Below are 8,323 nucleotides of genomic sequence, written 5' to 3' on the forward strand. Positions count from 1 at the left end.
CCCCCAATGCGCCTTTGCGGGCTTTATCCGCCGTTACGCGATTGCCCCCGCAAACATTCGACCGCAGAAGTTATTGCGGCATCATCCGGCTTGGCCGATCCCCATTCCTTCCAGAAATCTCGCGTCGCGCTATCCGGCGGCACTTTTGGCATGTCGAGCTTGATCCGCGTCGGTAGCAGAACAGCGTCACCCAACAACAGCGCCTCACCCGTATCAAGCAATGGCAAGATGCTCGTCAGCCCAGCCAGCGAATCCGGCATCAGGCGCTTGATGACGCCCTGATCGGTTTCGTTCGTCAGGCGCAAAGCCAAGAAATTATTGCACTGGCTCAGGATCGTCCGGCTGACATCCGACGGGCGCTGGCTCACCACGAGCAACGAGAAGCCGTATTTACGGCCTTCCTTGGCGATCCGCTCGAATGATCCGAGGGCCTGACGCTGGACCGCGTCAGCGTCATCGCGAACCGGAAGGTAAAGATGAGCCTCGTCGCAGAGCAGCGTAACCGGCGTCCGGGTCTTCCCGCTCATCCAGAACTGAACATCATAAAGTAGCCTCGCCAGCGTTCCCGTCACCACGGGGAGTACGTCGGCGGGCACTTCGGAGAAGTCGATAACCTTGATGCCTGTGTCATCGCCAGATTGCAGCAGTTTGAGCACCTGCGTTGCAAGCCAGTCGTATTTCATCGCAGCAGGTGGCGGTGCGAACATGAAGCCGTAGCGACGATCGTCCAGCTTTGCTTCGAGGCGCGACAGGAACCGGGTCAGCTTGTCCTCCCATTCCCCCTTCACCGGGCCGTTCTTACCCACCCCTTTTGTGGTGTTGTCTGTGTTCAGAAGCCCGACCAACTGTTTGACGTCGTAAGGAATCGGCGAATCGACAGTGTACGTTTTCTTGATATCGGCCTTCTTCTCAGCATCGAGTGTCTGCCCTTTTAAGGAGCGGACATGCAGCGTGAACCGCGACGCCTGATTTGGCGCGTTCTGGTCGCTGCGATCGAGGATCATCGACAGCATTTCATCACGGTTGAGCAACCAATATGGCAGGAACAGCGTGTCGTTTCCCGGATTTTCCAGATCGCCGGGACCAGCGACGCGGAAGCGCGTAGCGAATCCTCCGTTCGCCTTATCTGCCAACGGAGCGTATTCGCCGTGCATATCGAACACGATGATGTTTGGAAACTTCAGCTTGGCGGCCCGTTCGAGGATCAGTGCAACAGCCCAGCTTTTGCCGGACCCGGTGCTTCCGAGGATCGCTGCGTGCCGCTGAAAGAACTTGTCCCCACTGGCGATCGCATCGGCCGTGCGATCCGCAACGAACGTGCCGAGCTTGAGTCTTTCATCGGCGGAAAAACCGGCACCCAGGATTCCCATGAAGCGCTGAAGATTTCCGCCTTCAATGACGAAGCAGTCCCGGTCGATCTGCGGAAAGCTATCCGCACCGCGCTTGAATGTATTCCGCCGATCTCCCTCCACCGTTCTGAACGTACCGATCAACACGCCCTGGATCAGGTCGGTCGGCACCGCTGCCAAAAGCCCGCCATCGGCATCCTCATCGTCCGGGCCGGGCAATTCTTCCCTGATGCTGCGGGTAACGCGCTCTGTCATGGCGATGAGGTATTCGCGCTCCGTCGCGCCGCGAATGGCGATGAGCTGTCCGATGCCGATCCGCGTGAGCAGAACGGAGTTCGTCACATCGATCGCAACACGGCTGGTATCGACCGACGCGACGCGCCCGATTTTATCCTCGTCAGCAAATTGGAGAGCGGCTTCAGTCATGGTTCAAGCACCTCGGCAACGAATGAGCCCAGATCCCACAGGTCCAGACCAGGAAAGAAGGTCTCGACGCCAGCGACAAAGACGCCAGAGCCGGAAACACCAGCTTGTTCGGCGCGCTGAATCGCGATGACATTGCGGCACTCGTTTACGAGCTTCACCGCATTATCCGACAGTCCGTAAGTTAAAAGCAGCGTGGGCACGCCGCTGCGGATACGGGGCGTCAGGTGAGTTTCAAGGTGATCGTCGTTGAAACCATAGCCGATCACGAGAAAGCGGCTGGCACGGTCGATCGCCGAATTTGCCCGTTCCCGATGGCGGTCAAACGGGCTTTCGTAGCCGTTGCGGAACTTGTTCAACCCCGGCGTGATGATGAGCCTCGGTAGATCGAGATCACCAGAGTAGCGGACGGGCTTCCCGTCACGGTGATACCAGTCGAGACTGCCATGAGGTTTGAAGATATTGGCGCGCGGACGATAACGAAACTGTGCTCGTCCGGCCTTCAGCGTCACTTCCCGGCAGAAGCTCAGGCGGCTTTCCTGCTCGTTCAACTCTCCTGCAAAATGGCCGATAAACAACGTATCAACGCCGAGACCGGCTTCTTCCACGGCGACCTCAACCAGGCGATCATAGTTGGTAGTAACCACCGGAAGTCCGGTATGAGGTTTCAACAAGTGCTTGACGAGCCCGGTAAAACGCAGCGTCCGGGTCCGCGAGAAAACTTCGGCAACAATTTGACGCTCACGTATAGCGATCAGTTCGGCCGTGCGCGCAACGATCGCGATTTCCAGTCCTGTCGTCGGGGGCACTTCCAGAAGAGCCGCTTCGAGTCCCTTGGTTGGCAGGAGCGGTGAAATCGCTTTCCACCGATCTACCTCCGCTGCCGCCAAGCCTGCTGTCACTGTCGCATCGAGATGAGTGCCCAACTCGCCCATACCCGGCAGCCCTTCCGCGCATGACAGACCAGAGCCGACAACCGTTACTAGGCCGTCTGTCAGATGCTGTTGCAACAGTAGTTTAAGCTCGTGAATGTCCAAGCGCGTCTTCTCGTCTTTATATTTTGACATCTATTTGGCCAGTATGGCAGATGATCAATTCCTAAGCGATACCAACTATATCGCAACAGAATAACAAAAGCGGCGATCAGGATGCTCGGTCCTCGGGTTTTGGGGCTTTGCACATCCTGATCTAGCTTTGTACCCGTCCTCCGCTTCGCTCTTGCCGGGCGGGTGGCTTGGGGGCGCTGCCCCCTGGCGCGGCACAAGGGCAGCAGGGCGGTATCCCCAGCCTTCCGCGCGGATATGTGCTCCGCACTCTCGTCACGACTTCGATCCGCTTGTGCAGGCCGGGTGATCCCCCTCCGCCCGTCCGCCCTTGCGCCTTGCACCCCCCGGTCTCGGCGACGGCCAGGGTTGCAGCGCAGCGCTGCGCTCCAACCCAGACCAAAAGGATCAAGATCATGACGACCATTACACAGATCACGACCGTTCCAGAACATGGCGAAACGGTTTTCATCCCGCTCAACAAGCTTAAGAAGCATCCGAAGAATGCCCGGAAGACCCCGCACAGCGAGGCGTCTATCGAGGGGAAGGCCGCAAGCATCGCCGCCAAGGGGATGCTGCAAAACCTTGTGGTAGAGCCGGAAACGAACGCGGGCGGGGAACCGACCGGCTTCTATCTCGTCAGCGTCGGGGAAGGCCGCAGGTTGGCGCAGCTTCTGCGCGCCAAGCGCAAGGAGATCAAGAAGACGGAGCCGATCCGCTGCGTCATCGACACGGCGAACGACGCCGCCGAGATCAGCCTTGACGAGAACGTGAACCGCGAAAACCTTCACCCCGCCGACGAGTTCGAGAAGTTCCGCGAGCTTTCGGAAGATCGCGGATGGGGCGCGGAGGAAATCGCGGCCCGGTTCGGCAAGTCCGCGCATGTCGTGAAGCAGCGGCTTCGCCTCGGCGCTGTCAGCCCCAAGCTGATTCAAGTTTACCGCGATGGCGGGCTGACCATGGACCAGTTGCAGGCGTTCGCCATCACCGACGACTACGACCGGCAGGAACAGGTCTATGAGAATCTGTCCTACAACAAGGAGCCGTGGATCATCCGCCGCGACCTGACCGCTAGCAATGTGGCGGCTTCGGATCGGCGCGCGGTGTTCGTCGGCGCGGAAGCCTATACCGAGGCAGGTGGCAACATTATCCGTGACCTGTTCACCGAGGATCGCGGCGGCTTCTACGAGGACGCCGCGCTGCTGGACCGGCTTGCCCTCGACAAACTGGAAAGCACTGCCGCCGAGGTTCGGGAGGCCGAGGGGTGGAAATGGGTTTTGGCCTATATCGACTGGCCCCATGCGCACGGCATGCGCCGCACCTATCCGCAGCCGGTGGAGCTTTCCGAGGAACAGGAAGCCGCCTACGACGCCGCGCAGGAGGAACTTGAGCGCCTGTCGGCGGAATGGCAGGACGCAGACACAGACCTGCCGCCCGATGTGGATCAGCGCCTTGCGGAGCTTGAAGCCGAGATCGAGCGGATCGACGGGCTGCGCTACGCTTATGACGCCGACGAGATCGGGCGCGGCGGCGTGTTCGTGGTGTTGAACCATGACGGCGAAGCCCGGATCGAGCGCGGTTTCATCCGGCCCGAGGACGAGGCACCGGAACCGGAAGAAGAAGCAAGCACAGATGGCGAAACCATCATCGACGGCGTTCACGTCAACGGCGATGGCGAAATCATCGGAGAGGACGGCGAGTATGACGAGGACGGCAACCATGTTTCCGCGTTCGACGCCGAGGACGATGAAGCGGAGGAAGACGGCAAGCCGATTTCCGATCTTCTCATTCGCGACCTGACGGCCCATCGGACGCTTGGCCTGCGTCTCGCTCTTGGCGAACAGCCGGACATGGCCTTGATCGCCGTCACCCATGCGCTTGCCGCGCAGACCTTCTATCGTGGCGGCGGGGACGCCCACGCCCTCGAAATCCGCCCGATCAGCGCCAGCCTTGGCGGGCATGCGGACGGCATCGAGGACACGGCGGCGGCGAAGGCGCTGGCGGATCGTCATGCCGGATGGGCGGCGGACATGCCGCGCGACGTGGCCGAGCTTTGGGGCTTCATCGCCGGTCTGGACCATGCGAGCGTCATGGCGCTGTTCGCCCATTGCGCCGCGCAGACCGTCAACGCCCTCAAGCTGCCATGGGAGCAGAACAAGCGCCACGCCTATGCAACGGCGGACAGGCTGGCGACGGCGGTTGCGCTCGACATGACGGCGCATTGGACGCCGACCGTTCGGGCCTATCTCGGGCGTGTCACGAAGGCCCATATCCTTGACGCCGTGCGTGAGGCGCTTGGCGACGAAGCCGCCGAGCGGATCGCGGACAAGAAGAAGCCGGACATGGCGGAAGCTGCCGAACGGCTTCTGGCCGGAACCGGGTGGCTCCCGCCGATCCTGCGCACGGAGCGGCCCGCATGGTTGGCGGTGGACGAGCAGCCGGAAGCCCTCGCCATGGAGGACGAGGCTCTGCCCGAAACCGACAGCGCCGAAACCGTGGAAGATGAGCCTTTCGCCGTCGCGGCGGAATGAACGGCGGGCCGGGATCGCGTCAGCGGTCCCGGCCTTCTACCCGTAAAATCCGGCCGCGCGGCTTCCCCGCGCGGCCGGATGACCTCGACAGAACAAGAACACATCGGCACACATCGGAACGTGCAGCCGCCATCATGGCGATTGCACGAAAGGCGGTGCCGTCAGCAAAGGTGAAACATCATGGTCGCCGTCATGTTCATGAGTGTTGCGCTGGTCGCGTTGCTCTGCGTCCTCGCCTACAATCTCGCCGTCTATGCCCTGCCTTTCATGCTCGGGCTGACCGCAGCGCAGTTCGCGTATCAGACCGGCTCTGGCCTGATCGGTGCGGGACTCGTCGGCTTGTTCTCGGCTTGTGCCGCCTTCGGCATTCTGGCCGGGCTGTTCGAGACGATCCGCACTCCCATCATCCGCCTGATCGTGGCGCTAATCTTCGCCGCTCCCGCCGCCGTTGCGGGCTATGCGCTGGTCCATGGCGTCACCAAGGAGGCCGTCCCGTCCGACATCTGGCGGCAAATCTTCTGTATCGTCGGAGGCGGTTTCGTCGGCTTCTCTGCCTTGGCGCGGCTGGTGAACGGTGTCGGCCACCCCGCGAAATAAAGGCGCGGAACCGGCTGGCAGAGCAAGGCGACGGCCAATCTTGACATGATAAGGAATATTCCTTACATTCCACTCGACCGATTTATGGAGGCCCGCCATGGGAGCGTTGCTGAAAGAAGAAAGCACCATCACCGCCAAGGGACAGACCACCGTGCCGAAGTCCGTTCGGCAGGCGCTGGGCGTTGACTATGGTGGACGCATTGCTTTTCTCATTGACGAGCAGCACCGCGTCTATGTCCAGAAGGCCGAGATTGAAGAAACCGCCGATCCCGTGATCGACCGCTTTCTCGAATTTCTCGCGCGAGACATGGCGAAGCACCCCGAGAAATCCGTTCTTCCGTTCCCCCAGTCCTTGCTCGACCGGGCTGTTGCCCTGACGGCGGGCATGACGGTCGATCTCGATGCCGAGATCGAGGGGGACGTTTCGATCTGATATGCCGACGATCAATGGCTGGACGGTCCTCGCACACCCTCTCTTTCTCGATCAGTGGGAAAAGCTGATCGAGGCGGTCGGCGCGCTCAAAGCGAAGAAACCGGACGATTATCAGAAATCCGCAGACGCCAAGTTACTCGCGTCCCTGGTCCAGCTCGTCACCGTCAATGTGCCATCGGACCCGACAGCTTCCATCTATCGCCAGGGCGCGACCCTTGGCGATGACCGCAAGCACTGGTTTCGCGCCAAGTTCGGCAATGGTCGTTTCCGGCTCTTTTTCCGCTACAGCAGCACCAGCAAGGTCATCATCTTCGCATGGGTGAACGACGAAAACAGCTTGCGGACCTATGGCTCCAAAACGGATGCCTACAAGGTCTTCAAGGGGATGCTGGATGACGGCAATCCGCCCGACAATTGGGATGCTCTGCACAAAGAGGCTTCCGACCCCAAGGCCGTTGCACGGCTGGAAAAAGCCTCGCCCCCGAATCCATGACGAGTGCTGTTGAACGTCACAGGATTGGGCGTTGCCCTCCGGGCCGGGCTTTCGGCTGCGCCGGAACCACGACTTCGCCGCGTTTCCGCCATTCGGCTTCAATCCCATAACGCAAGGGGCGGCGGCGGACATTTCGCGGGAAGCTCCCATCCGGTGAGGGAGGCAGTCTCGGAGGCCGGTCACGGTCGCCACGGCAGCCCCATGATGAGGTTAGGCTTTCCGTCCGCTTCGACGGGCGGGGCGGATCAGCGCCGGGAAGCTCGGATCATCCGCTTGGCGAGGTAGTGCATGCCGCCCCGCAAGCGGTCTTCCGGCCACACCGGGCACGCCAGCACCGGCGAAGGTCAGACGAAGCCGTGCCCGCCAACGCCCCGCTGGTATCATACGAACTGGCCTTGGCGGTCAGGGTGGAAAAGACCGCACCCAAGGCGACCGGCGCAGCGTCCCCGATCCCGGCGAGGCGCAGGACGGCCGCCATTGCCGTATTCCCGCGATTTCCTGAAACGGGCGCTCCATTCGCGTCCTCGATTGGAATGGGTCTGACCGAAGATCGGCTTCGCCTCGCTCGTCTTCCCGCAACGTCCGTCGCCAACTTTTTTCCGCCGCCTTCGGCTTTGCATCGCGAAGCAAAAAAGCTGCCGCCGGCCGCCTTCCACGATGTTCCAGCCCCTAGGGGTGCGGGGCCGATCGTCCCCGGTCTCACGACCACCATCGAGGTCGCAATGGTGCGGCCCGACAGGAAAAGGAATACGACAATGGCGACCATCGGCACCTTCACCCAGAACGAGAACGGCGCGGGCTTCACCGGCGCGGTCAAGACCCTGACCCTCAACGTCAAGGCCAAGTTCGTTCCCAGCGAGGGCGACAGCGAGCGCGCCCCCGACTTCCGCATCTTCGCCGGTGCTACCGAGTTCGGCGCGGCCTGGAGGAAGACCGCCCGCGAGACGCAGCGCGAATACCTCTCCGTCAAGCTGGACGATCCGAGCTTCCCCGCACCGATCTACGCCAGCCTGGTCGAAGCCGAGGACGGAAATTCCCACAACCTCATCTGGTCCCGCCGCAACGGCGACTAAGGCCAGCTCCCCGATTGCCCCGCTCAACCGAGCGGGGCTTCTTTTTGCTCATCTCCGCCGCCTTTCAGGAAACCAGGAGATCAGGATACGCGGCTTTCCGGTTTTCAGGCTTTGCGTATCCCGATCGGATCTTCTCCCCGTCCTCCGCTTTGCTCTGGCCGGGCGGGTTGCTTGGGGGCGCTGCCCCCTGGCGCGGCACAAGGGCGGCCGGGCGGTATCCCCAGCCTTCCGCGCGGATATGTGCTCCGCACTCTCGTCACGACTTCGATCCGCTTGTGCAGGCCGGGTGATCCCCCTCCGCCCGTCCGCCCTTGCGCCTTGCACCCCCCGGTCTCGGCGACGGCCAGGGTTGCAGCGCAGCGCTGCGCTCCAACCCAGACC

The 8,323-nt window shown here is 61.7% G+C and carries 7 protein-coding genes; 5 read left to right on the forward strand and 2 right to left on the reverse strand.

The genetic code is table 11. From position 1 onward, the window contains the following. Window positions 1-23: 23 nt before the first annotated feature. Together CN673_RS11710 and CN673_RS11715 are read right to left on the reverse strand one after the other, a co-directional pair. The gene (locus CN673_RS11710; RefSeq protein WP_099866428.1) at window positions 24-1,775 is read right to left on the reverse strand and encodes an ATP-binding protein; all 1,752 of its coding nucleotides are present in this window, start codon (window positions 1,773-1,775) and stop codon (window positions 24-26) included. Continuing rightward, window positions 1,772-2,839 carry an SIR2 family protein gene (locus tag CN673_RS11715; RefSeq protein ID WP_198585983.1) on the reverse strand — a complete coding sequence of 356 codons (1,068 nt, stop codon included), beginning with the start codon at window positions 2,837-2,839 and terminating at the stop codon, window positions 1,772-1,774. The genes CN673_RS11710 and CN673_RS11715 overlap by 4 nt, the downstream gene beginning before the upstream one ends. 392 nt (window positions 2,840-3,231) lie before the next feature. Between CN673_RS11715 and CN673_RS11720 the strand changes: the two genes are divergently transcribed. From CN673_RS11720 to CN673_RS11740, 5 genes are all read left to right on the forward strand, one after another. Further along, window positions 3,232-5,346 carry a ParB/RepB/Spo0J family partition protein gene (locus CN673_RS11720; protein ID WP_099866429.1) on the forward strand — a complete coding sequence of 705 codons (2,115 nt, stop codon included), beginning with the start codon at window positions 3,232-3,234 and terminating at the stop codon, window positions 5,344-5,346. Window positions 5,347-5,526: 180 nt separating this feature from the next. Continuing rightward, complete coding sequence (locus tag CN673_RS11725; protein ID WP_030093185.1) at window positions 5,527-5,943, forward strand: hypothetical protein; 417 nt, start codon at window positions 5,527-5,529, stop codon at window positions 5,941-5,943. Between the two features lie 97 nt (window positions 5,944-6,040). Further along, on the forward strand, window positions 6,041-6,376 hold the full coding sequence (locus CN673_RS11730) for a type II toxin-antitoxin system PrlF family antitoxin (protein WP_030093186.1): 336 nt from the start codon (window positions 6,041-6,043) through the stop codon (window positions 6,374-6,376). 1 nt (window position 6,377) lies between these two features. Further along, complete coding sequence (locus CN673_RS11735; RefSeq protein ID WP_030093187.1) at window positions 6,378-6,869, forward strand: type II toxin-antitoxin system YhaV family toxin; 492 nt, start codon at window positions 6,378-6,380, stop codon at window positions 6,867-6,869. A 755-nt stretch (window positions 6,870-7,624) separates the two neighbouring features. After that, window positions 7,625-7,942 carry a DUF736 domain-containing protein gene (locus CN673_RS11740; RefSeq protein ID WP_030093188.1) on the forward strand — a complete coding sequence of 106 codons (318 nt, stop codon included), beginning with the start codon at window positions 7,625-7,627 and terminating at the stop codon, window positions 7,940-7,942. Window positions 7,943-8,323: the final 381 nt, after the last annotated feature.

Origin of the sequence: Neopararhizobium haloflavum, from assembly GCF_002750855.1 — a bacterium.
In the GTDB taxonomy this organism is placed as follows: Bacteria; Pseudomonadota; Alphaproteobacteria; order Rhizobiales; family Rhizobiaceae; genus Georhizobium; species Georhizobium haloflavum.